Source organism: Streptomyces sp. NPDC079020 (assembly GCF_044542225.1).
Lineage (GTDB): Bacteria > Actinomycetota > Actinomycetes > Streptomycetales > Streptomycetaceae > Streptomyces.
Window position 1 is genome coordinate 101,172 of the sequence record NZ_JBITUB010000017.1, and the last position, 24,749, is coordinate 125,920.

20 protein-coding genes and 5 pseudogenes are annotated in these 24,749 nt (G+C 71.8%); 13 read left to right on the forward strand and 12 right to left on the reverse strand.

Annotation, left to right across the window (positions count from 1 at the left end; genetic code table 11):
* Position 1 precedes the first annotated feature (1 nt).
* Positions 2–748, reverse strand: coding sequence for an ABC transporter ATP-binding protein (locus ACIGJO_RS29605; RefSeq protein ID WP_399963312.1), 747 nt, complete (start codon positions 746–748; stop codon positions 2–4).
* A 115-nt stretch (positions 749–863) separates the two neighbouring features.
* Complete coding sequence (locus ACIGJO_RS29610; protein WP_399963314.1) at positions 864–2,078, reverse strand: nitrate/nitrite transporter; 1,215 nt, start codon at positions 2,076–2,078, stop codon at positions 864–866.
* Positions 2,079–2,391: 313 nt separating this feature from the next.
* Between ACIGJO_RS29610 and ACIGJO_RS29615 the strand changes: the two genes are divergently transcribed.
* Together ACIGJO_RS29615 and fdhF are read left to right on the forward strand one after the other, a co-directional pair.
* Positions 2,392–4,050, forward strand: a complete 1,659-nt coding sequence (locus ACIGJO_RS29615) for an NADH-ubiquinone oxidoreductase-F iron-sulfur binding region domain-containing protein (protein ID WP_399963316.1) — start codon at positions 2,392–2,394, stop codon at positions 4,048–4,050.
* Positions 4,047–6,740 carry a formate dehydrogenase subunit alpha gene (gene fdhF, locus ACIGJO_RS29620; protein WP_399963318.1) on the forward strand — a complete coding sequence of 898 codons (2,694 nt, stop codon included), beginning with the start codon at positions 4,047–4,049 and terminating at the stop codon, positions 6,738–6,740. The genes ACIGJO_RS29615 and fdhF overlap by 4 nt, the downstream gene beginning before the upstream one ends.
* An 18-nt stretch (positions 6,741–6,758) precedes the next feature.
* On the opposite strand, the gene ACIGJO_RS29625 is transcribed toward fdhF, so the two are convergent.
* From ACIGJO_RS29625 to ACIGJO_RS29660, 8 genes are read right to left on the reverse strand one after another with little or no spacing between them, the layout of a single operon-like run.
* Positions 6,759–7,616: a universal stress protein gene (locus tag ACIGJO_RS29625; protein ID WP_399963320.1), complete on the reverse strand. Its 858-nt coding sequence runs from the start codon at positions 7,614–7,616 to the stop codon at positions 6,759–6,761.
* The gene (locus tag ACIGJO_RS29630; protein WP_399963322.1) at positions 7,613–8,293 is read right to left on the reverse strand and encodes a CBS domain-containing protein; all 681 of its coding nucleotides are present in this window, start codon (positions 8,291–8,293) and stop codon (positions 7,613–7,615) included. The genes ACIGJO_RS29625 and ACIGJO_RS29630 overlap by 4 nt, the downstream gene beginning before the upstream one ends.
* Entirely contained in the window at positions 8,293–8,562 is a 270-nt protein-coding gene (locus ACIGJO_RS29635; protein WP_399963324.1) for a phosphopantetheine-binding protein, read from the reverse strand. Before ACIGJO_RS29635 ends, ACIGJO_RS29630 begins: the two co-directional genes overlap by 1 nt.
* Positions 8,559–9,908 (reverse strand): 2-oxo acid dehydrogenase subunit E2, encoded by a 1,350-nt coding sequence (locus ACIGJO_RS29640; protein ID WP_399963326.1) that lies wholly within the window; start codon positions 9,906–9,908, stop codon positions 8,559–8,561. Before ACIGJO_RS29640 ends, ACIGJO_RS29635 begins: the two co-directional genes overlap by 4 nt.
* Before the next feature lies 1 nt (position 9,909).
* The gene (locus tag ACIGJO_RS29645; protein WP_399963329.1) at positions 9,910–10,920 is read right to left on the reverse strand and encodes an alpha-ketoacid dehydrogenase subunit beta; all 1,011 of its coding nucleotides are present in this window, start codon (positions 10,918–10,920) and stop codon (positions 9,910–9,912) included.
* The gene (gene pdhA, locus ACIGJO_RS29650) at positions 10,917–11,981 is read right to left on the reverse strand and encodes a pyruvate dehydrogenase (acetyl-transferring) E1 component subunit alpha (RefSeq protein ID WP_399963331.1); all 1,065 of its coding nucleotides are present in this window, start codon (positions 11,979–11,981) and stop codon (positions 10,917–10,919) included. The genes ACIGJO_RS29645 and pdhA overlap by 4 nt, the downstream gene beginning before the upstream one ends.
* Entirely contained in the window at positions 11,981–13,783 is a 1,803-nt protein-coding gene (gene acsA / locus ACIGJO_RS29655) for an acetate--CoA ligase (RefSeq protein WP_399963333.1), read from the reverse strand. Before acsA ends, pdhA begins: the two co-directional genes overlap by 1 nt.
* Complete coding sequence (locus ACIGJO_RS29660) at positions 13,780–14,457, reverse strand: CBS domain-containing protein (protein WP_399963335.1); 678 nt, start codon at positions 14,455–14,457, stop codon at positions 13,780–13,782. The genes acsA and ACIGJO_RS29660 overlap by 4 nt, the downstream gene beginning before the upstream one ends.
* A gap of 249 nt (positions 14,458–14,706) precedes the next feature.
* Here ACIGJO_RS29660 and ACIGJO_RS29665 point away from each other — a divergent pair.
* Positions 14,707–14,886: pseudogene (locus ACIGJO_RS29665) on the forward strand (DUF1918 domain-containing protein); the annotation flags it as partial.
* Positions 14,887–14,911: 25 nt separating this feature from the next.
* On the opposite strand, the gene ACIGJO_RS29670 reads toward ACIGJO_RS29665, so the two are convergent.
* A complete protein-coding gene (locus ACIGJO_RS29670; RefSeq protein ID WP_399963337.1) occupies positions 14,912–15,511 on the reverse strand; it encodes a CBS domain-containing protein in 600 nt (199 codons plus the stop codon).
* Positions 15,512–15,881: 370 nt separating this feature from the next.
* On the opposite strand from ACIGJO_RS29670, the gene ACIGJO_RS29675 reads away from it, so the two are divergent.
* Both ACIGJO_RS29675 and ACIGJO_RS29680 read left to right on the forward strand, forming a co-directional pair.
* On the forward strand, positions 15,882–16,784 hold the full coding sequence (locus ACIGJO_RS29675) for a universal stress protein (protein ID WP_399963339.1): 903 nt from the start codon (positions 15,882–15,884) through the stop codon (positions 16,782–16,784).
* Positions 16,785–17,133: 349 nt separating this feature from the next.
* On the forward strand, positions 17,134–18,015 hold the full coding sequence (locus ACIGJO_RS29680; RefSeq protein ID WP_399963341.1) for an HAD family hydrolase: 882 nt from the start codon (positions 17,134–17,136) through the stop codon (positions 18,013–18,015).
* Between the two features lie 65 nt (positions 18,016–18,080).
* On the opposite strand, the gene ACIGJO_RS29685 is transcribed toward ACIGJO_RS29680, so the two are convergent.
* On the reverse strand, positions 18,081–18,938 hold the full coding sequence (locus ACIGJO_RS29685) for a universal stress protein (protein WP_399963343.1): 858 nt from the start codon (positions 18,936–18,938) through the stop codon (positions 18,081–18,083).
* 224 nt (positions 18,939–19,162) lie between these two features.
* On the opposite strand from ACIGJO_RS29685, the gene ACIGJO_RS29690 reads away from it, so the two are divergent.
* From ACIGJO_RS29690 to ACIGJO_RS29725, 8 genes and pseudogenes are all read left to right on the forward strand, one after another.
* Complete coding sequence (locus ACIGJO_RS29690) at positions 19,163–20,068, forward strand: universal stress protein (RefSeq protein WP_399963345.1); 906 nt, start codon at positions 19,163–19,165, stop codon at positions 20,066–20,068.
* A 100-nt stretch (positions 20,069–20,168) separates the two neighbouring features.
* Positions 20,169–20,276, forward strand: a pseudogene (locus ACIGJO_RS29695) (universal stress protein); the annotation flags it as partial.
* Positions 20,277–20,555: 279 nt separating this feature from the next.
* Positions 20,556–20,852: a PEP/pyruvate-binding domain-containing protein gene (locus ACIGJO_RS29700; RefSeq protein ID WP_399963347.1), complete on the forward strand. Its 297-nt coding sequence runs from the start codon at positions 20,556–20,558 to the stop codon at positions 20,850–20,852.
* A 255-nt stretch (positions 20,853–21,107) separates the two neighbouring features.
* Positions 21,108–21,520, forward strand: a pseudogene (locus ACIGJO_RS29705) (CBS domain-containing protein).
* A 216-nt stretch (positions 21,521–21,736) separates the two neighbouring features.
* The gene (locus ACIGJO_RS29710) at positions 21,737–22,207 is read left to right on the forward strand and encodes an Hsp20/alpha crystallin family protein (RefSeq protein ID WP_399963349.1); all 471 of its coding nucleotides are present in this window, start codon (positions 21,737–21,739) and stop codon (positions 22,205–22,207) included.
* Positions 22,204–22,707 carry a flavodoxin domain-containing protein gene (locus ACIGJO_RS29715; protein ID WP_399963351.1) on the forward strand — a complete coding sequence of 168 codons (504 nt, stop codon included), beginning with the start codon at positions 22,204–22,206 and terminating at the stop codon, positions 22,705–22,707. The genes ACIGJO_RS29710 and ACIGJO_RS29715 overlap by 4 nt, the downstream gene beginning before the upstream one ends.
* Positions 22,708–23,364: 657 nt before the next feature.
* Positions 23,365–23,817 (forward strand): annotated as a pseudogene (locus tag ACIGJO_RS29720) (cation-transporting P-type ATPase); the annotation flags it as partial.
* An 85-nt stretch (positions 23,818–23,902) separates the two neighbouring features.
* A pseudogene (locus ACIGJO_RS29725) lies at positions 23,903–24,640 on the forward strand (HAD family hydrolase); the annotation flags it as partial.
* Between the last annotated feature and the right edge of the window lie 109 nt (positions 24,641–24,749).

Genomic DNA, 24,749 nt, shown 5'->3' on the forward strand with positions numbered 1-24,749 from the left:
GTCAGCCCAAGGACGCATCGGGGCCCGGGGCTCGGGCTGCGACGGTCTGGCGGACGTCGTCGACCAGCTGTCCGTCGTGCATCCGGATCAGCCGGGGCACGCGCGCGCCGATGGCGCTGTCGTGGGTGACCAGGACGATCGTCTGGCTCTCGTCCTGGTTGAGCTCGCACAGCAGGTCCATGACCTGGTCGGCCATCGCGCTGTCCAGGTTGCCCGTCGGTTCGTCCGCCCACACGATGGCCGGGCGTCCCGCCAGGGCACGGGCGATCGTCACCCGCTGCTGCTCACCCCCGGACAGCTCGCTCGGGCGGTGCTCGACCCGATGGCCGAGGTCCACCCGGTCGAGCATGTCCAGCGCCCTGCGACGTGCTTCCCGTGGCCGGGTGCCCACGAGCAGGAGGGGCAGTTCGACGTTCTCCACCGCGGAGAAGACGGGGATGAGGTTGAACGCCTGGAAGACGAAGCCCATGGTGTGGGCCCGGTGCACCGTGCGCGCCGCGTCCGACATCGCGAACAGGTCGTGGTCGTCGACCTCCACCCGGCCGGCGTCGATGTCGTCGAGCCCGGACAGACAGTTCAGGAGCGTGGTCTTTCCGGAGCCGGACGGTCCCATGATCGCCACCATCTCCCCGTGGCGCACTAGGAGGTCCAGGTCGAGCAGGGCGGTGACCTCCACGGAGCCCGTCCGGTAGATCTTGCGTACCCCGGTGGCGGCGAGGAGTGCGCGGTCGGCGTTCATGTCTTCCATACCAATCTCCGGAGGGAACCGGCGGCTACGGCCACCCGGGGCCCGGAACCGGGGCCGAATGGCCCAATCCCCGGGTCACCGGGAGAGGCCCGCCTGGGCGGTCTCGCCGCCGCGGTCAGGCGTCCGCGGCCAGCCGGGCGCGTCGCCGGACAGTGGTGGCGGCCAGGGTTCCCGCGCCGGTCGCGGTGACGGCGAGGAGGACGAATCCCCACGTGTAGTCGTGCGCGACGCTGTCGACCGCGCCCATCACGAGGGGTGGGAAGAAGCCCCCGAGACCGCCTGCCGCCCCGACCACTCCCGTCACCGAGCCGACCCGCTCGGCCGGAACCAGACGTGCGACGAGCGCGAAGACGGCCCCCGACCCGGCGCCCAGGCCGGCGGCCATGCCGAAGAAGGCCGCTGTTCCCACGGGGACCAGTTCCGCCTCGAAAGCCGCGATCAGGGCGCACACCGAGACGAGCCCGTACGAGACCGTCAGCACGGGTACGGGGTGGATACGGTCCGACAGCCAGCCGCCCACCGGGCGCATCGCCACGGCGAGGACGACGAATCCCGCGGTCCGCAGAGCCGCGTCGGAACGGCCGAGCTCGTAGGCCCTGGTGAGGTAGGTCGGAAGGTAGACGCTGAACGCGACGAATCCACCGAAGGAGACGGCGTACAGGAAGGCCAGCTGCCAGGTGGCCGGTGTACGCATGGCCAGTGATGTGCGCGAGAACAGCGACCCCGACGCCGTCGCGCGCCCCGGCCTGTCGCGGAGCAGGAACCAGGCCACCCCGGCGTACACGGCGAGGCAGGCGGCCACGAGATCGAAAGGGAAGGCACGTCCGACGGCGTCGGCGAGCTGGACGGTGGTGAACGCCGACAGGGCCGTACCGCCGGTGCCGATGCCGAAGACTCCGAGGGCGGCGCCCCGCCGTGCGGGTGGGTACCAGGCGTTGACGAAGGGGACACCGACGGCGAAGGCGGTTCCTCCGATCCCGAGGAGGAAGCCGCCCGCGAGCACCTCGGCCAACGAGTCGGCCAGGTGACCCAGGTACAGCACGGGGAGGATCGTCAGGGCCGCGACGAGGGGGAAGGCCCGGCGTGCTCCCCAGCGGTCCGTCAGCGCCCCCGCCGGGATCCGGCCGAGCGCGCCGACCACCACCGGCACGGCGACCACCAGGGACTGCTCGAAGGAACTGAGGCCCAGGTCGTCCCGCAGCCGTGGGCCGAGCGGGCCCAACAGCGCCCACGCCCAGAAACAGAGGGCGAACCCCACGGTGGCGAGGAACAGCATCTGCCACGGGCGCGACGCGTCCACGACGGGCGGGATCCCCGAGTTCCGGACCATGGTGGCCTCCCGGCGGTGATCCTCATGGGCCGCGTAGCCCTGCTGTCCCCCACCCTCCGGCCGTCGGGGTCCCGGCTCCAGGGGCCGCTTGTTCCCTTCCGTGCCCGTCCGGCCCCCTGCCAGGGACCGGACGGCCTTGTGCCGGGGCTCCCGGGGCGGCGCACGGTGGTGGCGGACAGACCGGAGGCCGACGCTTGACCGCCCTGCGCAGCGCGGAACCGTGAACCCCGTGACCGGCCGGGATGCGAGTGGGGGCGCGGCCGGTCACTCTGGGACCATGGCCGGTCGGATTCCTGGGGAGCCGGGGGGACGTATGGACGCGCTCCGTGAGCTGACCGCACGGCACGGAGGGCGCGGGGGGCTACTGCAGGCCGCGCTGGAGCGCGCCAGATCGGGTACCGCCGAAGGGCCCGGGGCGTGGGCGCCCCAGGTCGCGGCGGCGGCCGGACTGCCGGCCGCCGCGGGGCTCGGCCCCGCCACCTACTTCGCCGATCTCGCCGCCCCACGCGGCGAGCGGCACGTGCGGGTGTGCACCGCGACGGCGTGCTTCGCCGCGCGGGGCGGGGAGCATCTGGCGGAGGTCGAGCGGGCTCTCGGTGTGGTGGCGGGCACCGTCGACCAGGCGAGTTCGACCTCGTTGCAGACCGTGCACTGCCTCGGCTACTGCTACGCGGGCCCCGCCGCCCTCGACGACACCCTGCCCCGCACGGGCACGGACCTGGCCGACCAACTCGGCGGGCGGACCGGACCGCGCGCGCCGGGCATCCCCGCGGCCGACACTACCGGGGCGCCCGTCCTGCTCGCCGGGGTCGTGGGAGGGCACTCCGCCTGGGACGTGTGGCGCGAGGCGGTGGCCGGGCTGCGGCCCGAGGACATCAGGGAGGAGACCGCCGTCTCAGGGCTGCGCGGACGCGGCGGCGCCGGATTCCCGGTGGCTGACAAGTGGGCAGCGGCGGCGGGAAAGCCGGACACCGTCATCGTCGCCAACGGGGACGAGGGCGACCCCGGCTCGTACGCCGACCGGCTGCTCATGGAGGAGGACCCCGAGCGCGTCCTCACGGGACTCGCCCTGGCCTGCTTCGCCTGCGGCGCCCGGCGCGGGATCGTCCTGGTGCGCTCCGAGTACCCGAAAGCCATGGTCCGGCTCCGGCAGGAGGTGGAGCGCGCGAGGGAGGCGGGGCACCTGGCCCCCTCGGCCGAGGGGGCCGGTCCGCTGCCGTTCGTCGAGATCGTCGAAGGAGCCGGTTCCTATGTCGCCGGCGAGGAGACCGCCCTCATCGCCCGTCTCGAAGGCGCTCGCGGCTGTGCACGCCCCCGGCCCCCTTACCCCACGGACCACGGCCTGTGGGACAGGCCGACCGTGGTCAACAATGTGGAGACCCTGGCGGCCGTGCCCTGGATCGTCGCCCACGGCGGAGCGCCCTACGCCCGACGCGGCGTACCGGACGAGACCGGCACCAAACTGGTCTGCCTCTCGGAGCGATTCGCCCGACCCGGCGCCTACGAGGTCGAGCTCGGCACCCCCGTGGACGAGATCGCCACCCGGTTCGGCGGCGGCCTCAAGGACGGCCGGGAGCTCGTCGCCCTCCAGATCGGCGGGCCCCTCGGAGGCTTCCTCGCCGGGACGGCGCTCGACGTCCCCCTCACCACGGCGGCGCTCGCCGAGCACGGCGCCGCACTCGGCCACGCAGGCATGGTCGCCTTCGACACCGACACCGATCCACACGAGCTCCTCCAGCACGTCTGGGAGTTCGCCGCCGACGAGAGCTGCGGAGCCTGCTCGCCCTGCCGCGTCGGCACCCGGCGAGGGCTCGAATTCGCCCAGGGCCGGCACGGCCCGGGGGAGACCTATGAACGACTGGCACGGCTGATGAGCGAGGCGAGTCTCTGCGCGTTCGGCCGCCGTGTCCCCGCCGCCGTCCGCAGCCTGGCCCGTGCCTACGGGCCGGCCCTGGAAGGATGGGACCGATGACCCGGCTCCAGGTCGACGGCGTGTCGGTCGACGTGCCCGCCGGGGCCTCGCTGCTCGACGCGGTACGTGCCGCCGGAGCCGAACTGCACACGCTCTGCCACGACGACCGTCTCCGGCCGGTCGGCTCCTGCCGGACCTGTCTGGTCCGTGCCGACGGGCGGACCGTCGCCGCATGCGTCACCCCTGCGACGTCTGGCCTCACCGTCGACACCGCCGACGAGAGCGTGCGGAACCTGCGTCGGGACGCGGTCGGCCTGATCGCCTCGGCACTCCCACCGCATGCGCTCGCCGACAGCGCGCACAGTGAACTGGCCGAGGCGTGCCGGGCCTTGGGTATCCCGCCGGGCACGGCGGCCGGTGCCCCCGCGCGCGGAAGCGACGAGAGCCACCCGTACGTCCATCTCGACCGGGACCTGTGCATCGCGTGCGGGCGCTGCGTACGGATGTGCTCCGACGTCCAGGGCACGTTCGCGCTCACCCTCACCGGGCGCGGTGCCGACACGGCCGTCGCCCCGGGTACCGGCGGCCCGTGGGCCGGCTCCGACTGCGTGTCGTGCGGCGGCTGTGTCGACACCTGCCCGACGGGGGCGATTACGCAGCCCGGCCCCGGTCAGGGCCTCACCTCGCGGCAGGCCCCCCATGACCGCGTGCGGACCACCTGCGGCTACTGCGGCGTCGGCTGCACACTCGACGTCGTCGTCCGCGAGAACCGTGTCGCCGCCGTGCTCCCCGCCCGGGACGGGCCCGTCAACCGGGGCCACGCCTGCGTCAAGGGCCGTTTCGCGTACGGATACCTCGGATCCGCCGAACGTCTCACCGAGCCACTGATCCGGGAGCACGGCGAACTACGACCGGCGACCTGGGACGAGGCGGTGACCCGGATCGCCGACGGCCTGCGTGCGGCCGTCCTCGACGGCGGACCCGACTCGGTCGCCGCGATCTCCTCCGCCCGTGCCACCAATGAGGAGAACTACCTCGTCCAGAAGTTCCTGCGGACCGTCATCGGCACCAACAACGTCGACAACTGCTCCCGCCTCTGCCACGCCCCCTCCGCCGCCGGCCTCACCGCCTCCTTCGGACGCGCCGGCGGCACCGACCCCTTCGACGACGTCGAGACCGCCGACTGCCTCCTGGTCGTCGGCGCCAATCCGGTTGAAGCTCACCCCGTCGTCGGTGCCCGCCTCCTCCAGCGGGCACTCGCGGGCGCCTCCCTGATCGTGGCCGACCCCCGTGCCGTGGGCCTCGCGCACCATGCCGACGTGCACCTTCGTCCGCGCCCCGGCACTAACGTCGCCCTCTTCCACGGCCTCGCGCACGTCCTCGTCGACGAAGGCATGACCGACCCGGACTTCCTCCGCGAGCGCGCCAACGGACTGGACGAACTCGACGACCTGCTGGCCGACTACTCGCCCGAGCGGGTCGCCGGGATCACCGGCGTCCCCGCCGACGACATCAGGAAGGCCGCCCGGCTCTACGGCCGCGCGGAGCGGCCGGCCGTCCTGTACGGACTCGGGGTCACCGAGCACCTGCACGGCACCGACGGCGTACGGACCCTGGCGAACCTCCCCATCCTGCGCGGCGCCGTCGGCGGCACCGGCCGCGGGTTCGGCATCAGCCCCCTGCGCGGCCAGAACAATGTGCAAGGCGCCTCCGACATGGGCGCCTTGCCCGATCTGCTGCCGGGCTATGGCCGTGTCACCGACCCGGAGGCCCGCGCTCGCGCTGAGGCGGTGTGGGGCCGACCAGTTCCCGAGCGGCCGGGCATGCGCATTCCCGAGATGTTCGCGGCGGCTCGGGAGGGCCGGCTGCGGGCGCTGTGGGTCATCGGTGAGGACGTGTGCGCGACCGATCCCGACAGCCGGCGGGTCGCGGAGGCCCTCGACGCTTGCCCGCTCGTCGTCGTCAACGAGCTGTTCCTCGGGGAGACCGCCCGACACGCCGATGTCGTCCTGCCCGTGGCCTCGTGGCTGGAGAAGGACGGGACCTTCGTCAACTTCGACCGCCGCTTCCAGCGCGTACGGCGAGCGGTGGCTCCGCCCGGAGCGGCCCGCTCCGACTTCGAGGTCGTGCACGCAGTTGCAGATGCCCTCGGTGCCGACCTGAGCTGCCGCACACCGGCGGCGGCTCTCGCCGACTGCGGACGCGTGACACCCCTCTTCGCCGGTCTCTCGCATGAACGGATTGACCAGGAGGGGGCCGTGCCCTGGCCCTGCACCGCGCCAGACCGGCCGGGCGAACGCACTTTGTACGTTGACGAGTTCGCCACGTCCGACGGGCGCGCCCACCTTTCGGCGGCCCCCTATCTGCCGCCCGGCGAGGAGCCGGACGAGGACTATCCGCTGGTGCTCGTCACGGGGCGTCGGTGGGCCCACTACAACTCCGGGAGCATGACCCGGCGCGGCGGCAACCTGCTGCTCGACGCCTCCGACCGACTGGACCTGACGGCGGAGGACGCCGCTCGGTTCGCTGTCCGGGACGGCACGCCCATCACGGTCGAGAGCCGTCACGGACAGGCGCGACTGGTCGCCCGCGTCGGGACGGAACTCGCTCCCGGGCAGGTCTTCTGCGCGTTCCACTTCCCGGCCAGTGGCGTCAACTCCCTCACCTCGGAGCACGCCGACACCGTGACCTCGTGTCCGGAGTACAAGGTCACGGCGGTGCGGCTGCGTCCGACGGCGCGCGAGAGCTGACCGGCACCGATCAGTCGTTCAGTCGTGGGGAACGAGTGTCACGGGCACCGGGCTGTGGTGAAGGACGGCGTGTGCCACGCTGCCGATGTGCGCGCCGAGCGTCGAACGGCGGGTACGTCGGCCCACCACCACGAGAGAGGCCTCCCGGGCGGCCGCCACCAGTTCGAGTCCGGCCGATCCGACCGCCACGCGGTCGACCGCCTCGACATCGGGATACTTCGCCCGCCAGGGCTCCAGCATGACGTCCACCGAACGCTTGATCTCCGGCACCATGGAAAGCCTGAAGTCCGGGACCATCGCGGGACCCATTCCCGCGTACAGCGGGAGCTGTTGTACGTATACGACGAGGATCCGGGTGTGCCGTCGCGCGGCTTCCTCGAAGGCGAAGCCCAGCACGGAGTCCACGGGCTGCCGCACGTCGGCCCCGACCACGACGGGGCCCCGTGGAGTGCTCGCCGAGCTGACGGCCCGTACGAGCACGACGGGACGCTCGACGACACCGGCGACTGTCAGGCCGACCGAGCCGAGCAGATCGCCGGCCACGCTGCCGAGTGCCCGCGAGCCGAGGACCAGCAGATCGCTCTCCTCGGCCGAGGCGACGAGGCCCGGAACGGGCCCCGAGGGCAGCAGCCGTGAGGTCACCAACAGGCCGGGATGGCGCTCACGCAGTTCACCGGCGGTGCGCGCCATCATCTCTCTGGCCCATGGCTCCTCGGACTCCCCCTCCCCGAGCGACAGGGCGGCCTCCGGTTCGGGTTCCTTCGCGTGCACCAGACGCACGTCCGTGCCGCGCAGCAGCGCATTCTCGGCCGCCCACTCCGCGGCTGCCTCGGCTTGCTCCGTGCCGTCCAGGCCGACCACGATGCTCCGCGTCATGATCGTCCACCACCTCGCCCGGTGTCATCGACGCCGTAGGTGAGACGGGCGCAGGAGACCGAGACCACTCCGTCCACCGTCGCGCACATGCGCTCGACCGCCGGCGCCATGCCCCGGAAGGGCAGCCTCCCGCCGAGCTCCACCCGTCCGTCGTGCACTCCGACGGTGAGGGCCGTCGGTTCGAGACGCAGCGTGTCACCGAGCACGTCCTCGACGATCTCCCGGCGGATGTCGTCGTCCTCACGGAGGTAGACGCCCAAAAGATCGCGACGGCTCACGATGCCCAGCAGGTGATCGTCGCCGTCGACGACGACGAGCCGCTTGACCTTCTGGACCTCCATGAGCCGTGCCGCCTCGGCCACGGTCCATTCGGAGCGGGCGCACACGGCGGGTGCGGACATCAGTTCCTCGGCCCGCGTCCCCTCGGCCTTCGCTCGCTCCCACGCCTCCAGGTCCGGAACGGCAGGCAGATCACCCGGTGTGGCGGCCTGGTCGGCGGTCTTGCGCAGCAGATCCCCTTCCGACACCACCCCGACTACGCGGCCCCCGCCGTCCACCACGGGAACAGCGGTCACTTGGTGCTGTGAGAGCGTGCGGGCGATCTCCTTGAACGGGGCGTCGCCGCGGACGCTCACCACCTCACGGGTCATCAGCTGCTCGATCCTGCGGTGACGCATCATCCGCTCCTTCCCTGTGCGGACGCACTGGCCTCGCCCACCAGGCGAGCGGCGCAGCCGTCCCAGGTGCCCAGGGCCGGATAGTCGTCCTCGGTGAGTTCCGTCCCGCTGAGTTCGGCGAGGGCTTCCACGAACTTGAGGAAGTCCAGTGAATCCATCTCGAACGTGTCCCGCAGGGACATGCCGGGATCGAGCCCGGTGAACTCGGCGCCGGGGACGACACGCTGCACGGCTTGCCGGACGAGCGCCTTTGCCTGGTCGTGGTTCACAGCTCCTCCGGTTGTTGCAGGAGTCGGTCCAGGGCGGTCAGGAGACGCGCGCCGGTGGATCCGTCGGCCGCGCGGTGATCGGCGGACAGCGTCGCCGTCAGCACGGGTCGTACTCCCAACAGCCCATCCACGGCGACCGGCCGCTCGACGATCCGGCCGAGGCCGACGAGCGCGACCTGCGGCGGGTAGACGACACCGAACACGGCCTCGACGCCCTGGTCGCCGAGGTTCGTGACGGTGATACTGGGGTCGGCGGTCTCGGACGCTCGGAGCCGGCCGCCCCGTACCCGTGCCACCAGACCCTTGAGCGCGGCCATCACCTCGTCCACGGAGAGTGTGTCGGCGTGGGCGAGAGCGGGTGCGACGAGGCCGCCGCCCCGCAGGGAGACCGCGACGCCCAGCCGTACCTCGTCCGCCGGAACGAAGCGGTCGTCGATCCAGTGCCCGTTGAGCTCGGGCACCTTCCGTGCCGCCAGCGCGACGGCCTTCAACGTGAGTGCTGCGGGCACCAGGCGGGCGGACAGGGGCAGCTCGCGGTTGCGGGCGTGCATCCGCTCCAAAGCCGCTGCCATGTCCACGGTCGTGGAGAGGTAGAAGTGCGGGATCTCCCGCTTGGAGCGGCTCATGAGCCGGGCGGTGGCCGTCCGAGCCGTGTCCGGGACGGCCGGGCGCGGTGTGCCCTCGGCGGCTGCGGCGGAACGGACGTCCGCCGCACGGACGGTGCTACCCCGACCCGTGCCGGTCACGTCGGCGAGGTCGACGCCGAGTTCCGTGGCCAGCCGCCGTGCGTGCGGTGAGGACCTTACGCGCAGCGGAGCGGGACGCTCCCTGGTCGAGTCGTCGCCGCGCACCGGCTTCGACGACCGTGGTGTCGGCGCGGTCTTGTCACGCTCTGGTGCTGGTGCTGGTGCTGGTGCTGGTGCTGGCGCTGGTTCCGGTTCCGCGTGCTCCACGTCCGCCCGTGTGATCCTGCCTCCCGGGCCCGAGCCATGAACGGCGGCGAGGTCGACGTGCCGGTCCTGGGCGAGTCGGCGGACCATGGGCGTCGACGTCGGCGGGCTTCCGGTGGGCAAGCCTTCGGCGGGCGGGCTTTCGGTCGGGTGGGTTTCAGCAGTCGTGCCTATGCGTGCCAGCGGGGTGCCCACCGGCACGGTGGTGCCCTCGTCGACGAGGAGGGCGTCGACCGTACCGCTCTGGAAGCACTCCACCTCGATCGCGGACTTGGCGGTCTCGACCACTGCGATGACGTCGCCCCGCGTCACCTGGTCACCCGGGTGCACCAGCCACTCGGAGAGCGTGCCCTCGTCCATGTCCGCGCCGAGCGACGGCATCGTGAACTCGGCCATGTCAGCTCACCGCCCGGCGCGCCGCCGCCACGATTCCGGCCGGCTGGGGGAGTGCCGCCTCCTCCAGCCGGCGGGCGTAGGGGATGGGGACCTCCGCGCTGCAGACCCGTTCGACGGGTGCGTCGAGTTCGAAGAACGCCTGCTCGCAGATGCGCGACGCGATCTCGGCGGACAGACTGCCGCTGCGCCAGCCCTCGTCGACCATGACGGCCCGGTGGGTGCGCCGGACCGAGCCGATGATCGTGGCGTCGTCGAGGGGCCGCAGCGTACGCAGGTCGACGACCTCGGCACTTATCCCCATGCCCGCCAGTTCCTCCGCGGCTTCGAGGGCCTTGGGCACGCAACCGCTGTACGCGACCACTGTCACGTCGGTGCCTTCACGGCGGACGGCCGCGCGGTCCAGGCCGACCTCATGGACCGCCGGATCGAGCGTGCCGGCCGCGTTGTAGAGGCTGCTGTGTTCGAAGAGCAGCACCGGGTCGGGGTCGGCCAGCGCGGAGGACAGCACGTGGCGGGCGTCGTCGATCGTTGCGGGCGCCAGGACGCGGAGGCCGGGGATGTGGGCGTACCAGCCTTCGAGGCTGTGGGAGTGCTGGGCGGCCAACTGCCGTCCCGCGCCCGTCGTCATGCGGATCACCAGCGGCACACCGAGCTGTCCGCCGGACATGTGCCGCAGGGTGGCGGCGTTGTTGAGGATCTGATCGAGCGCCAGCAGGCTGAAGTTGACCGTCATGATCTCCACGACCGGCCTCATCCCGGCCAGTGCGGCGCCGATCCCGGCCCCGACGAACGCGGACTCCGACAGCGGTGTGTCCCGGACACGGTCCGGGCCGAACTCCTCCAGGAGTCCGAGACTCACGCCGAAGCAGCCGCCGTAGCGGCCCACGTCCTCGCCCATCAGGAAGACCCGGTCGTCCGAGGCCAGCGCCTCGCGCAGGCCCTCCCGCAGGGCCTCCCTGTATGTGGTGGTGCCGTCGTCGGGGTGCGCCTGCGGTCGCGTTCGCGCGCTCATGACGGAACCTCCTCGCGTCGGCCGGTGACATGGAGCAGCAGGTCTTCGGCCGACTCCTCGGGAGCCTGTTCGGCTGCCCGGACGGCTCGGTCGATCGCCTCCATGGCCTCGTGGTCCAGGGCCTCTTGGGCGTCCGTGTCGAGGAAACCGGCCGCGCGCATGCCATCGGCAAGGCCCGTGACGGGGTCGTGGCGCTTCCACTCCTCGATCTCGTCCTTCGGCCGGTACCTGTCCGGGTCGTACATCGAGTGCGCCCGGAACCGATAGGTCCGCATCTCCAGGAAGTGCGGTCCGCTGCCGGCCCGGATGGACTCGACCGCGCCGCGCGCCGCCTCCTCCACGGCGTGTACGTCCATGCCGTCGACGGCCCAGGCCGCCATGCCGTACGACGCCGCCCGCATCGCCAAGTCCGTCTGGGCGTGCTCGCGGGCGAGGGCCGTCCCCATCGCGTACAGGTTGTTCTCGCAGACGAAGAGCACGGGCAGTCCCCAGAGCGCCGCCAGGTTGGCGGTCTCGTGGAACTCGCCCTCGGCGAAGGCTCCGTCACCGAAGAAGCAGCAGGTCACGCGGGACGCGCCGCGCATCCGGTCGGCGAGCGCCAGGCCCGCGGCGAGCGGCAGTCCGCCGCCCACGATCGCGTTGCCGCCGTAGAAGCGGCGGCCGGCGTCGAAGAGATGCATGGAGCCGCCGCGCCCGTGGCTGCACCCGGTGGTCTTCCCGTACATCTCCGCCATCACGGCCTCGGGCGGCACCCCACGGGCCAGCGCGTGGCCGTGTTCGCGGTACGTGGAGACGACCGCGTCCGCCTCGTCAAGCGCCTGGTGGACGCCGACCGCCACCGCCTCCTCGCCGATGTACAGGTGGACGAAGCCCCGGATCGCCGCCGCGCTGTACAGCTCGACGCACCGCTCCTCGAACCGCCGGATGAGCAGCATCTGCCGCAGCAGGCCCAGGTCGTGGGTCCTCGCAGGGGTGCGCGCGGGCGTCGCGGTTCCACGAGCGCGACGGGGGCGCTTCGTCTGAGATGTCCCGGCGGACGTGCCGCCGTGTGCGGTGGCCATCACGGCTCCTTCCCGGAGTGCCCGGTCGTCTCGGCCGGTTCGGGTGTCTCCAGCGTGGACACATCGCCCTCGGGCAGGCCCAGTTCGCGGGCCCGGAGCAGGCGGCGCATCACTTTGCCGCTGCGGGTGTGGGGCAGACTCCCGACGAACTCGATCTCCCGGGGGGCGACGGCCGGGCCGAGGCGCCGACGGGCGAACGCCAGGACATCGCGCCGCAGTTCGGTGTCGGGCGGATACTCGGGGCGCGGAAGCACGAACGCCTTGACGATCGCGCCGGCCAGCGGGTCAGGGCGTCCGATGACACCGGCCTCGGCCACGGCCGGATGCTCCATGAGCGCGCTCTCCACCTCGAACGGCCCGATGAGGTGCCCTGCGGACTTGATGACGTCGTCGGCGCGGCCCACGAACCAGTACCATCCGTCGGCGTCGCGGCTGACCAGGTCGCCGGTCAGGTACCACCCGTCCGCGAAGCACGCTTCGTAACGGTGCCGCTCGTGGAGGTAGCCGCGGAACATCGACGGCCAGCCCGCCCGCAGGGCGAGCTCGCCCTGGGCGCCCGGCTCCTGGAGGATCTGGACGTGCCCGCCGGTGACCGCGGCCCGGCCGTCCTCGCCGCACGCCACTACGGCGGCCTCGACACCGGGAAACGGTCGGCCCATCGAGCCGGGCCGCACCGGATCGGCCGCGAAGTTGGCGATCATGATGGCACCGGTCTCGGTCTGCCACCAGGTGTCGTGCACCGGAAGCCCGAGCGCTTCCCGGCCCCAGTGCACGGCCTCGGGATTGAGTGGCTCGCCGACACTCGCGACAAACCGGAGCGACGAGAGGTCGTGGCGCGCTGCGGGCGTCGGGTCGCCGCTGCGCGGTGCGGCCCGCATGAGCATGCGGAGCGCAGTGGGGGCCGTGTACCAGACGGTGACGCGCTGGTCGGCGAGGATCCCGTACCAACGAGCGGGGGCGAAGTCCCCTTCGTCGACGACGGTCGTCACCCCGTGGGTGAGCGGGGCGATGATGCCGTACGACATGCCGGTGACCCAGCCGGGGTCGGCGGTGCACCAGAAGACGTCGCCCTCGTGCAGGTCCAGGGCGTAGGCGGCGGTGACGTGATGGGCGAGGACCGCCTCGTGCACGTGTACCGTGCCCTTGGGGGTGCCTGTCGTGCCGCTGGTGAAGTGCAGCAGTGCCGGCTCCGCCGGATCGGTCGGTCCCACCATGTACTCGTCCGGCGCGGCGTCAGTGAGCGCGGGGAAGGAGAGGGTGGCCGGGGGCGGGCCGGCCCCGGGGTCGAGGAGCAGGACGTGCCGCAGGTGCGGAAGCCGGGACCGTACCGGGGCCACCTTGCGCTCGTACAGCTCCCGGGTCGTGACCAGCGCCCGGGCGTTGCCCAGCTCCATGCGCAGTGCGACGGGTTCGGGACCGAAGGCGGTGAACAGAGGGCACAGGACTCGTCCGGCACGCAGCGTTCCGAGGACGGTGCTGTACAGCTCGAACCGGCGGCCGAGCAGGGTGAACACCCGCTCGCCGCGCTCCAGACCGAGCACCTCAAGCACGTGCGCGAAGCGGGAGCTCGCGGCCGCGAGCTGGGCGAAGGTCATCGTCTGAATGGAACCGTCGCGGCCGACGCAGCGCAGCGCGACGCGTTCGCCGTGGCCCTCGCGCAGATGGCGGTCGACTGCCTCGTACCCGATGTTGATGCCGCCGTCCGGCAGCCCGGCGAGCCGGGACCGCTCGTGTCGCCAGGAGAACGTGGCCCGGGCGCTGTCGTAGTCGGGCATGACCGGTGCCACCCGCAGGGCGTTCATCGCGGTGGCTCCACGTCGAGGGCGAGGTTGTCGTAGGCGTACTCGATCGATTCGTGCAGTGCGACCACTCCGTCGACCGAGCGGCAGAGCCGTACGATCACGCGGATGTCGGCACGCTCGTCGACACGGCCCGTCAGCCTGACGACTCCGTCGTGGACGGTCACACGGACCGTGTCCGGAGCGAGGCGCAGAGTGTCGGCCAGGACGTCGTGCTCGATCTCGTCACGGATCGCGGTGTCCCCGCGCAGGAAGGGCCGCAGCAGGTCGCTGCGACTGATGATCCCGACGAGCCGACCGGTCTCGTCCACGACGGGAAGCCGCTTCACTCCCTTGCGGTGCATTGTCCGGGCCGTCTCGACGAGGTTCCACCCCGGCTGCGCCGTGATGGCCGGCGAGGCCATCAACTGGGCGGCCGTCTCCGCATCGGGCAGCCCCCGCTCTTGGGACAGGAGCCGGACGCCAGCCGAACGGCCCTCCAGGTCGGGGAGCTCGGCGGTGGCCCGCAGCAGGTCGGCCTCCGAGACCACGCCGAGCAGGCGTCGGTCGGGGCCGACGACCGGGACCGCCGAGACGTCGTTTTCTGCGAAGAGACGGGCGATCTGCTTGAACGGGGTCTGTGGGGCGGCGGTGACCACGTCGTGGGTCATCACCTCGAAAACCGTGCGGTGCTGCATGACGGTCCTCCTTCACGGGGCGCGGCGGTCCCGCTAGATCTCACCCTGCTGCGCGGAGCCGACCGTCGGGCAGTGCCGAATGGTCCCCTTCCGGGACGATTGGCCCCTATGACGAGCGGCCGATCGGGTCACATCGTGGAAGGCGAGAGCGCCGGTCTCGGGAAGGCCGCGGCCGGTCCCTCGCGCCGGGAGGCGAGGATCATGGCTGCGACTGGAACACGACAGGGCCAGGAGAAGCCCCGCGCCGGGTTGTGGGCCCGCGTCGGCGACCGGCTGATCGCGGGCGGTGCCACGGTCGGTGACGAGGGGCGTGACGGTGAGATCGTCGGGCTGCACCATGCGGACGGCACTCCGCCCTTCGATGTCCGATGGTCGGATACGGGCCGGGTCACCCTGGTGTTCCCGGGCCCGGACGCGCGGGTCCAGCACTTTCCGCCGCATGACACGAAGGCCGCTACGCGTTCGTGAACTCCGCCGCCGCGTCCACCACGCCGGGCACCGCCCGGGTCAGCCGCAGGGCCAGATCCGCAGGTACGGACTGTGGCAGGCGTCCGGTGAGCGTCACCGCGCCGTCCGTGACCCGTACGGTGAGTGCGGCGTCGCCCTCAGGGATCAGATGCGTGAGGAGCTCGCGGCGCACGTCCTCGGCGAGTTCGGCGTCTGAGCGCAGGTAGACCTTGAGCAGGTCGCCCCGGCTGACGACACCGACCGGACGGCCGTCCTCGTCCACCACGGGAAGCCGCTTGAGATGGCCTCGCCCCATCAGCCGCGCGGCCCCCGCGATCGTGGCACCGCGCGGAACGGTGACGGCCGGCGCGGACATCAAGCCGCCCGCCGTCACCGAACCCGAGTCGTCGTGGTCCTCTCCCGGAACCTTGCCGAGTACGTCCGCCTCGGATACCACGCCGACCACCCGCCCCTCGGCCGACAGCACGGGAACCGCGCTCACGCCCCAGCGCCGCATGGACTGGACGATCTCCTTGACCGGTGCGTCGAGCCTGGCGGAGACCACCGCGTGGGTCATCACGTCGTCGACGGTGCGTGGGTGCTTCATGACCGGCCTCCGGTACGTCTGCGCCCCGAGTCCTGTTGCTGCGAGGCTGTCGCCGCCGGGCGGCGGACGACAAGGGCCGAAAGGGGCACGTCGGGACCCGGCAGCCCTGGTAGGGACCGTCGGCGGGTGCTTTCCTGAAAATGAGGAGGGGCCCGCCCCAGGGACGCGGGGAAGCGGCTTCGAGCCGCGCACCGCGCGATCAGGATCCGCGAGAAGCGGATGGGCACCTCCTCCCTCCGTGTCTCGGTGTCGTCTCCACAGTGTGGTCCGGGCGGGCCGCGACCGGGACCGATCGGCTCTACTCTGCTCCTCCAGCCCGGTGCGAGCGTGGCAACAAGCCATTTCACGACCTGGAAAGGCGGTGGGCACGATGGAATCGCCCCTGGTGGTAGGAGTCGACGGGTCCGACGCCAGTCTCACGGCCTTGGACTGGGCCGTCGACGAAGCGGTACGGCACGGGCTTCCCCTGCGGATCGTCCATGCCTCGCTGTGGGAACGGTACGAAGGAGTCGTGCCGACCTGGGCTACGGACCGGCCCTCGGGCCAGGTCCTCGCCGAGAACATCGCTGGCACCGCGGCCGAACGCGCCCGACGCCGCGCACCCGACCTCCCCCTCACCTCGGACGTCCTGGCAGAGGACGCGTCCGCTGGGCTGCTCAGGGAGGGGCGGGAGGGCTCGATCCTCGTCGTCGGGTCCCGGGGGCGCGGCGAGTTCGTCGACCTTCTGCTCGGATCCGTCAGCCTCATCGTGGCCGCCCGGGCCCACTGCCCGGTCGTGGTCGTCCGAGGAGACCGGCATGCCCTGGCGGCAGGTCACGGGCGCGTCCTGCTCGGCGTCGGAGAGCACGACGTGGACTCGCCGGCCGTGCGGTTCGCCTTCCGGGAGGCGGTGGTGCGGGACGCGGAACTCGACATCGTTCGCACCTGGCGACGGCCGGCCCATGAACCGGTCGACCACCCGCTGCTGAGCGGCGACGGGGGAGCCTACTTCGCGGAACGGTCCTCCGAACTGCTCGACAACGCCCTTGAGGACGCAGCCTCCGAGCATCCCCGGGTGCGCCTGCGCAGGACCACGGTCGAGGGCCCCGCCCACAGAGTGCTGACCGAGCGTTCCGCCGCCGCCGACCTGCTGGTCGTCGGGGCACGACGCAGGGACGGGCTCGTCGGTCTGGAGCTAGGCAGGGTCGCCCACCGCGCCCTGCACCATGCCTCGTGTCCGGTCGCCGTCGTACCCCAGCGGAATCCGGAGTCCACGGAAGGAGACCGGCGATAAACACGGCCGATGACCGGCACGCGCCGCACGTCACGAGCGACCTCGGGGCGGGCTCGTGTCCGCTGTGACGGGCGTGCCCGGACGCCCCCACGCGTGGGACCTGGTGCACACTGCCGGCATGGCCGAGGACGGGGCGCAGCTCAGCCCCCTGAGTCGCTGTTGCAGTTGATCGACAATCTCGCGCGGTTCCATCGCGAGCATGAGGAGTACTACTCACAGGCACCGTTGCGGCAGGCCGGCGAGTTGCAGGCGCGGTCTCGGGCGCTGAAGGCGCTCGCCGACCGGTGGAGCGTGATCGGCGTGGGTGAGCGGGCGCCGGTGATCCCGTTCGCCGGCGCGGAGGATCTCAATGCCCCGGGCTCGTCGCGGAGTCGGGGAAGCCGAACTTGTGCGGCTGGTCGCCGCCGCCGAGGCCGACAGCGAACATCCCCTGGCCCAGGCCATCGTCTCCGGCGCCCGCGCCCGCTGCGTTCAGCCGCCAGCCGCGACCGGGTTCGACTCCGTCACCGGCAAGGGTGTCCGCGCCACGGCCGACGGCCACACGATCTTGGTCGGGACCACCCGCCTCCTCCATGACAACGGGGTCGACACCTCCCCTCTCGACGCTGTCGCCGCGAACTTTGCGGCCGAGGGCAAGACACCCGTCCTCGCCGCGGTCGACGGCTACCCCGCCGGGGTACTCGCCGTCGCCGACACCGTCAAGGACGACTCCGCCCAGGCCATCGCGGCCCTACGACGCCTGGACACGGAGTCGTCACCGCCATCTGCCTCTCACAGGCGACCATGCGCAACACCAAGCAGAACCTGTTCTTCGCCCTCGTCTGCAGCGCCGTCGGCATCCCTCTCGCTGCCGGCGCCCTCTACTCCCTGTGGGGCATACGCCTCAGCCCGGTCATCGCCGCAGCCGCCATGGCCCTGTCCTTCCTGTCCGTCGTCACCAACGCCTCCCGCCTGCGCCGCTGGCACCCCGCGGCACTGCCCGAAGCGGGCGCCACGCCGAACCCGCCCGAAGTCGAGACCGCCACCGACACCACCTCGCGAAAGGACGGCCCGGACAGAGGTGAGACGGCCGTCGACCCCGTGTGCGGCATGGAAGTCGACCCCACGACCGCACCCGAACGCCGAGACAGCCCCGCAGGCCCACCGCACTTCTGCTCCCCCCTGCTGCGCTACTGCCTACGACGCCGCTCCCGACCGCTACACGCCTTCCATCAGCCGCCGGCATCCGTAGAACACGAGGAAGAGATGACGTCCGTCCGTCCGTGGGCCGGCGAAGGCGGAGTCGCTATCGTCCACTCACATCAAGGGGACGACGGCGACCGGCGCGGGGCTGTGGTGGATGACCGCGTGGGCGACATGACCGAGATGCGCGCCGAGGGGGACCTTCCGGCTCCTGCGTCCCACGACAACCAGTTGCGCGGTCTGTGACGCCTCGACCAGCTGGTACGCGGGCGGGCCGACCACCGCCTCGGCCGCCACGTTCACGCCCGCGTACCGCTTCCGCCAAGGTTCCAGCAAGTCGTCCAGCCCCCCGAGGAGGTGGCCGCCCAGCTCCTCGCCGATCCCCGGGTCCATGACGGCCGCGTAGCCGTACGAGGCGGGCAGCGTCCAGCTGTGCAGGAACCGCAGGGGCGTGCCCCTGCGGGCCGCCTCCGCGAACGAGAACGCGAGCAAGGCTTCGCACGGTTGGTAAATGTCGACACCCACCACGATCCCGCCTTCGGGAGCCACGTGGTCGTCCTCCGCGCGCACGAGGACGACCGGCTGTCGCGCCGCGCCGACAACGGCGAGGGAGACCGAGCCGACGATGAAGCCGCGCACACCACCGAGCCCACGCGAGCCCAGGACCGTCAGATCCGCCTCGTTCGCGGCGGCCGTCAGTTCCTTGGCCGCCCGGCCACGCGCAGGCTCTGTGAGTACTTCGAGGCCGGGATGGTCCTTCCGCACGCGGTCCGCCTCGTTCCGCAAGAGACTCCCGGCCTGCTCGGCCAAGGAGCGGTCGTACGACAGGGGCACCTCAGGGGTGTTCGGCCAGTCCTCGATGTGCACCAGCCGGAGGGGGACTTCGCGCAACAGCGCTGCCGTCACCGCCCACTTCTCGGCGGCGAGACTTTCCTTCGAGCCGTCCAGACCGACGGTGACCTGGGCCGTCATGACGTGCCTCCTCAGTCGTGTCCTCTCCGTTCAGTCCTGGTCCGGATCGGAGAGGACATCCCGAACTTCAGGCTGGTGGTCCCGTGCCCCCGGCAGCAGGGCCGGGCGGGTCCCGACGGGGGCCGAACGGCCCATCCCGAGAAGGCTCGCCACGGTGTCAGCGTGGGAGGTGTCGCCCTCGGGATGTGCTCCCCGAGCCCCGGGCGTACCCCGGAGGAGGAACCATGACCAGCGAGATCCCCGCTCGACCGGAGCTCGGCAACGTCGTGGTGGGAGTCGACGGGTCCGCCTCCGCGCGCACCGCCGTGCTCTGGGGCGCCGCCGAAGCGGACCGACGGGGCCGGCCCCTGCAGCTCGTCCACGCCGCTGACACCGACCACCGGGCCCTCTTCGCCAATGCCGAGACGATCCAGGCGGTACGCGAAGCAGGCCGCGACCTGCTGATCGAGACCGCGACCACGGTCCAGGAGCGCTTTCCGGACCTTGCCGTCACGAAGGAACTGAGCCGGCAGGAGCCGGTCGCCGGTCTCCGGGCGGCCGCCGGCCACCGCGGCACGATCGTGGTGGGCAACCGGGGGCTCGGCGGCTTCTCGACCCTCATGCTCGGCTCCGTCGGCCTGGGGGTGGCAGCCCGTGCCGAGGCGCCCGTGATCGTCGTCCGTGGCGACAGCGACCGCCTCGAGTCGGGCTCGGTGACGGCAGCCGTGCACGGGGCCTCGGATGTCGGCTGGCTGCTCGTCGCGGCTGCCGAGGCGGACGCCCGCAAGGCGGTGTTGCGACTGGTGAGCGTCTGGAACGTGCTCACCCACGTCGGCAGCGTCGCGACCATGCTGGATGACCTCGATGAGATCGCGCAGCAGCGCGTGCACGAGATCAAGGCGCTCGCCGACCGCGTGCGTCACTTTTATCCCGGGCTCATCGTCAGCCATCACGTCGAGACGGGCACGAGCACGCCCGGGATCCTGGTGGAGGCGAGTGCCCACACCGATCTGCTCGTGATGGGCAGAGAACACCGTGTTCTGGGCGCAGGCCCGTCCCTGGGACGCGTCGCCCACATCCTGCTCCACCACGCCCACTGCCCGGTGGAGATCGTCCCTCCCGCCTTCGCCACCCGGGTCGAGGAGACGTGAACGACATCCTGCTCGGAGTCGACCCCCGGGAGCTGTCCGTCCCCGCTCTCGCCCGGGCCGCCGACGAGGACTCGCCCTGGCATCCCAGAGGTCCCTGACCCTGATCGTCGGCCGGAGAGGCCGTGGCGGCTACTCCGGCATGCGGCTGGGGCCGACGGTCCACGGTCTGCTGTACCGCGCAATGTGTCCGGTGATCACCGTCCCCCTCCCACAGCGCGGAGGGCGGACCGGAGACCCGGCATGGGCCGACCGGTCCCTTTCCCGTACGACCGACCGACCCCGGTCCGTCCGTCGGTTCCCCGGAGAGGTGAGCACCATGCAGCGCATCCGGATCAGCACCCGGCCCCGACAGCCCTGCAGGCCGAGCCCCCTCGATCTGCGCACCCCGTCCGGCCGACCGCTCCCGTTCTGAGGACGCCCGAGATCACGGAGGATGTCATGGGACCGACGCGACGCCTCGTACCGTTCAAGGAGCTGGGCCGGCCGCGTGGGAGGCAAGAACGCCTCGCTGGGAGAGATGGCCAACCGGCTCGGTGCCGCGGGCATACGGGTACCGCCGGGCTTCGCCACCACCGCCGAGGCGTACGAGGAACTTCTCGCGGCCCGCGCCCACGCGGCCGGCCGCCCTGCCGGACTGTGCGGGCAGCGGCCCAGCGACGATCCGGCGTTCACCGCGATCCTGGTCGCCGCGGGCCTCGACTCCATCTCCGTGGCGCCGGACAGCTTCGCAGCCGTCAAGAGTCACGTCGCCCGGGCGGAGGCGACGCTCAAGACCGACGCTTGACGAAGGGAGGAGTGATCATGCCCGGGAAAACACGGAACGAGTCGCCCGGGACGCCGGGCCGTCGGCCCAGCCCGGGTCGACAGAAGGCCACGGACACGCGGCGTGGTCGCCCCATGAACCACCAGCCGCCCGCCGAGGGGGCGAACGGGCGTCCCAAGCGTCTGGTACACACCATCAGGGTGTCGACGCTCTTCCTCTGACCTACGGCGAATCGGCCGGATCGCGAGCAGGGGAGCCTGAAGGCAGGACGCGGCCATGACGACCGCAAGGGAACACATGCACACCCGTGCGAGCTGCGTGCAGGAGAACGAGAGCCTGATGGACGCCGCACGCCGCATGAGCGAACTGGTTGTCGGAGCACTGCCCATCTGCGGACCGGACGACCGGCTGCACGGCATCATCACCGACCGGGACATCGTGGTGAAGTGCCTTGCCAAGGGCAAGGACCCCCAACGGATGACGGCCGGGCACCTCGCTCAGGGCAAGCCGGTCACCGTGGAGGCGGGCGCCGACAGCGAAGAGGTGCCCCGCACGATGCAGGACACCACATTCGCCGCGTGCCCGTGATCGACGACCATCGCCTGGTCGGCATGATCAGTGAGGCGGACCTGGCACGGCACCTGCCGGAGGAACGGGTGGGCCAGTTCGTCGAGGAGATCTGCCGCTGACAGCACCGGAGCCGTGGCGCCATGGGCCGGTCGGTCCTTCCTGGTGCGGCCCGTTCGGCCCCGTCGGACAGCCCCCTTGGACGCTGCGCCACATGACCTCTCGGGCGGACGATTGGGTTACGGAGTCGGACCGGGCCGTGATCCTGATCCGTCGCCTGTCCGCACCGACTCGGGTCCACGACGACCGTCCTGGGCCCCGAAACGAGGAGCAGAACAATGGCCGGAGGCAGGGTGGAACGCAGGGTGGAACGCAGGCACAGCCTCTTCCCCGACTTCAACGACTGGTTCAACCGCGAGTTTCCGGGGCTGCCCGGGTGGCGACCCGCGACGGCTGCTCACTCCATTCCGGTGGAGGCGACCAGCGGTGACGGCGTGTACACACTGCGGGCCGAGCTCCCGGGTATGGACCCGGACGATGACATCAGCATCACCGTCGACGACAACCTCATCACCGTGAGCGCGGAGCACAGCGAGGGCAAGGAGGACAAGGAGCACTCGGAGTTCCGCTACGGATCGTTCCTCCGGAGGGTGCGCCTCCCGGGCACGATCCCGGCCGACGAGGTCGAGGCGTCGTACGCGGACGGCATCCTCACCATCCGCGTCCCGATGCCCGAGGAGGAGACCACGTCCGTCCGGACCATTCCGGTGAAGCGCAGCGGCATACCGGACGAGGGAACAACACCATGAGCGCCAAGCGCGTCCTGGTCGCCTACGGCAGCAAGGCCGGCGCGACCGCTGGGATAGCCGAAGAGATCGGCAAGACGCTGCGGGATGACGGCTTCGACGCGGTTGTTCTTCCTGCCGACACCGTCACCGACGTGAGCGGCTACGAGGGAGTCGTCCTCGGCGGAGCCCTCTACGCCGGACACTGGACCGGCAAGGCACGACGGTGCGCGCGGCGCAACGCCGAACAGCTCATGCACCGGCCGCTGTGGTTCTTCAGCAGTGGTCCGGTCGACCGTTCCGCGGACGAGCACGAGATCCCGCCCGTACGGGGAGTGGCCCGGCGGATGAAGAAGCTCGGTGCTCGTGAGCACATCACCTTCGGCGGCTCTGTCACGGCCGAGACGTCGGACCCTGTCGCCCGGCACATGGTGAGCCGGGGCAAGGGCGGCGACTTCCGCAATCCGGAACGGATCCGGGCATGGGCCCACCACATCGGAACGGAACTCGACGCCACCCCCTGAGCGGTGCCGCAGATCCATTGGCCGGCCACCCCCGGGAGGGAGGGATGTTGCACCACGAGCCGTCGGGCAGCGGGAGCGCCCCGCTGCCGAGAGGACCTTTCGGGCGTGCCGCCCTGGCCTTCGTCCTGATCATGGCCCTGGTCTGCGGCGCCGTGGCCGCCGGCATGCTGTGGAACGCCGGAGCCACGGCCGATCGTGAGCTCGCCGCCCACCGTCACCAGGTCCGGGCGACCACCACAGGCCCGGCCAAAGAACTGCCCGTCGCGACTCGGTACGGTGCGAAGCCACAGGCCGTCGCACCGGCGGTGTGGGAACAGCCCGTGCACGTCCCTCGGTCCGGGAACATCCACGTCCCGCCCGCGACGTCCCAGAGGCGCGCCGTGACGATCTGGGTGGACGACGAGGGGGCGCCCGCCCGGCACCAGGGCGGCGCTGCGGACCGAGCCCGCACCTCTCTCTCGGGCGGTACCGCGGCGGCAGGTGCCGTCGGTGTGGTCCTCCTCTTCCGGCGGTGGTCAGAAGGCCACCGGCTCGCGGCGTGGGAACGGGAGTGGGAGCACATGGAACCCGTTTGGTCCGGCCGCTCTCACCGAGGCAGTGATTCAGGGGGCGACGATGGCTGACCGTGCCACCGGCCGTACCGCATCGGAGCGGCCCATGTCCCCCACCGAGGCGCTGCCCTTCGACCCCAGCGAGCCTCTGCCCAGGCTGCGCCGGGAACTCGCCACCGGCCCGGATGGGCTGTCCGCTCGCGAGGCCGCCCGCCGGCTCGCCGTCCATGGTCCGAACGAGGTGAGGCGCAAGGTCCGCTCATCCTTCGCGCGGGAGCTGGTCGGGCAGTTGGTCCACCCGCTTGCCCTGTTGCTCTGGGCTGCCGCCGCGCTGGCCTTCGTCGCGGATCTCGGTGTGCTCGGCTGGGCGATCCTGGCGGTCATCGCCGTCAATGCGGGCTTCGCGCTGCTTCAGGAACGCCAGGCCGAGCGCGCGGTGGAGACCCTCGCGCGCTACCTGCCCGAGCACGCCCTCGCCGTACGCGACGGCCGGCCCCTCACCGTGGAGGCCAGCGACCTGGTGCCGGGCGACGTGATCGTCTTGGAAGAGGGCGACAAGGTCCCTGCCGACGCGCGCGTCACCGAAGGCGGAGTGGAAGTCGATCTGTCGATGCTCACGGGGGGAGTCCGTCCCCGCCGAACGTATGGCCGTGGCCGGGCTCCTCGGGGCCCCGTTGCTGGAGGAGCCGAACCTCGTCTTCAGTGGGACGACCTGTGTCGAGGGACAGGCCCGGGCCATCGTGTTCGCCACCGGCAACCACACCGAGCTCGGCCGGATCGCCGCCCTCAGCCAGCGGACCCGGCGCGACGCGGGACGCCGCAGACTGTTCCGCTTCGATCCGCGGCTGCGGCTGATGTCCGTCGTACGTGAAGACGAGACGACGGGTCGCCTGCAGATCGTTGCCAAGGGAGCGCCCGAAGCGGTCCTGGCCCGTGTCCGTCCTGGCTCCGCCACGGACGCCGCCCGCTCGGCGGCGGAGGAGCTGGCCCAGGGCGGCATGCGGGTCCTCGCCGTCGCTGCACGCGACCTGCCGCCGGGCGCGGAGCCGCCGTCGCGCCGTCAGGACGCCGAATCGGGACTGACGCTGCTCGGTCTGGTCGGACTGTACGACCCGCCGCGCCCCGAGGTCGCGGAGGCCGTACGCCGCTGCCACGAGGCCGGGGTACGCGTGCACATCGTGACGGGGGACAGCGGAGCCACCGCCGCTGCCTTCGGCCGGGAGGTCGGCATCGGAGTGCCCCGCCTGCACGTGGTCGCGGCTTCCGAATCGCTGGGTGACGACGAGCTCGACCGGCTCCTCGTGGAGGGCGACGCCGAGATCGTCTTCGCCCGCTCCTCGCCCGAGACGAAACTCAAGGTGGCCGACACTCTGCGGGCTCACGGCCGGATCGTCGCCATGACGGGTGATGGGGTCAACGACGCCCCCGCGCTGCACAGCGCTCACATCGGTGTGGCCATGGGACGCTCCGGCACCGATGTGGCTCGCGAGG

Excerpts from the sequence above, each read along its gene's own strand:
- ACIGJO_RS29605 (WP_399963312.1), bottom strand. The coding sequence starts at position 748 with ATGGAAGACATGAACGCCGACCGCGCACTCCTCGCCGCCACCGGGGTA.
- ACIGJO_RS29610 (WP_399963314.1), bottom strand. The coding sequence starts at position 2,078 with ATGGTCCGGAACTCGGGGATCCCGCCCGTCGTGGACGCGTCGCGCCCG.
- ACIGJO_RS29615 (WP_399963316.1), top strand. The coding sequence starts at position 2,392 with ATGGACGCGCTCCGTGAGCTGACCGCACGGCACGGAGGGCGCGGGGGG.
- fdhF (WP_399963318.1), top strand. The coding sequence starts at position 4,047 with ATGACCCGGCTCCAGGTCGACGGCGTGTCGGTCGACGTGCCCGCCGGG.
- ACIGJO_RS29625 (WP_399963320.1), bottom strand. The coding sequence starts at position 7,616 with ATGACGCGGAGCATCGTGGTCGGCCTGGACGGCACGGAGCAAGCCGAG.
- ACIGJO_RS29630 (WP_399963322.1), bottom strand. The coding sequence starts at position 8,293 with ATGCGTCACCGCAGGATCGAGCAGCTGATGACCCGTGAGGTGGTGAGC.
- ACIGJO_RS29640 (WP_399963326.1), bottom strand. The coding sequence starts at position 9,908 with ATGGCCGAGTTCACGATGCCGTCGCTCGGCGCGGACATGGACGAGGGC.
- ACIGJO_RS29645 (WP_399963329.1), bottom strand. The coding sequence starts at position 10,920 with ATGAGCGCGCGAACGCGACCGCAGGCGCACCCCGACGACGGCACCACC.
- pdhA (WP_399963331.1), bottom strand. The coding sequence starts at position 11,981 with ATGGCCACCGCACACGGCGGCACGTCCGCCGGGACATCTCAGACGAAG.
- acsA (WP_399963333.1), bottom strand. The coding sequence starts at position 13,783 with ATGAACGCCCTGCGGGTGGCACCGGTCATGCCCGACTACGACAGCGCC.
- ACIGJO_RS29660 (WP_399963335.1), bottom strand. The coding sequence starts at position 14,457 with ATGCAGCACCGCACGGTTTTCGAGGTGATGACCCACGACGTGGTCACC.
- ACIGJO_RS29670 (WP_399963337.1), bottom strand. The coding sequence starts at position 15,511 with ATGAAGCACCCACGCACCGTCGACGACGTGATGACCCACGCGGTGGTC.
- ACIGJO_RS29675 (WP_399963339.1), top strand. The coding sequence starts at position 15,882 with ATGGAATCGCCCCTGGTGGTAGGAGTCGACGGGTCCGACGCCAGTCTC.
- ACIGJO_RS29680 (WP_399963341.1), top strand. The coding sequence starts at position 17,134 with ATGCCCCGGGCTCGTCGCGGAGTCGGGGAAGCCGAACTTGTGCGGCTG.
- ACIGJO_RS29685 (WP_399963343.1), bottom strand. The coding sequence starts at position 18,938 with ATGACGGCCCAGGTCACCGTCGGTCTGGACGGCTCGAAGGAAAGTCTC.
- ACIGJO_RS29690 (WP_399963345.1), top strand. The coding sequence starts at position 19,163 with ATGACCAGCGAGATCCCCGCTCGACCGGAGCTCGGCAACGTCGTGGTG.
- ACIGJO_RS29710 (WP_399963349.1), top strand. The coding sequence starts at position 21,737 with ATGGCCGGAGGCAGGGTGGAACGCAGGGTGGAACGCAGGCACAGCCTC.
- ACIGJO_RS29715 (WP_399963351.1), top strand. The coding sequence starts at position 22,204 with ATGAGCGCCAAGCGCGTCCTGGTCGCCTACGGCAGCAAGGCCGGCGCG.